The following is a 910-nucleotide window of genomic DNA, read 5'->3' on the forward strand; positions in this document are numbered from 1 at the left end:
CCGGGCTTGGCGGCGTGACTTCAAGATTTCTTTGGCTGTGGCTACGATAGAATTTATTACCGATGTTTTTTACCGTGAAATTCACATTGAAGTTGTCTTGATTAAGCGGCTGCCAGTTTACGAAAATATCATGTACGCCGTATCCGATACGTCTTCTCGTTTCGACTTTCGGCGCAGCGCCCGTTTTATACTCTTTAGACTGAGCATAGCGACCTAACCAACCGATCTCTAAATTCGGTTCAACAAATTTATACGAAACACCGGTACTCCATTGACGACCTTGCGGAATAACATTCAGCGGATCATTAGAAAGCGCAAAGTCCGCTTTCGGATCGGCATACGCCACACCGGCGGTTAATTTTAATGCGTTCCATTGATAATCCAACTCGGCTTCATAACCTTTCGTTTTTAAGGTTCCCGCATTGCTAATGATACTGTTGGTCGTTTGATAGAAGTTTTTAACTCTTTGCTCGAACACGCTGCCTTTTAAATTAAAATCGGCATATTTCCATTCAAAACCGACTTCCGCCAAACGTACGTCTTCGGTTTTCAATTTAGGATCGATAAAACGTAAGCCTCTGGCTTTATCTAATGAACCGCGGTTATCGGTTATGGTATTTGCCGAAGCTAAAATAGGGCTGCGACTTGCATAATTTAATTTAGCATTCAAAGCAAAATTCGGTGTAATGTCCCAAATCAATCCGAAACTCGGATTTAATCTTTTATCGGATACCGATTTATTACCGGCAAGCGGTTTACCGTTTTTATCCACTTTACCCGCTGTATCCAAATCATAGTAATCATAACGTAACCCTGTGGTTAAGGTCAGCACTTTACCTAAAGACCAAATCCCTTCGGCATATAATCCGTATTCGAATTTTTGTTCGCCTTTAATATTGCCGAACGAATT

At 41.5% G+C, this 910-nt stretch carries 1 protein-coding gene; it reads right to left on the minus strand.

Going from position 1 to position 910, the window contains the following annotated elements; translation table 11 throughout:
- Positions 1 to 910, minus strand: a 910-nt coding sequence (locus DPQ23_RS15195) for a TonB-dependent receptor (RefSeq protein ID WP_162630803.1), incomplete at both ends; no start/stop codon positions are given.

Source organism: Paracoccus endophyticus, assembly GCF_003286075.1.
Taxonomy (GTDB): Bacteria; Pseudomonadota; Alphaproteobacteria; order Rhodobacterales; family Rhodobacteraceae; genus Paracoccus; species Paracoccus endophyticus.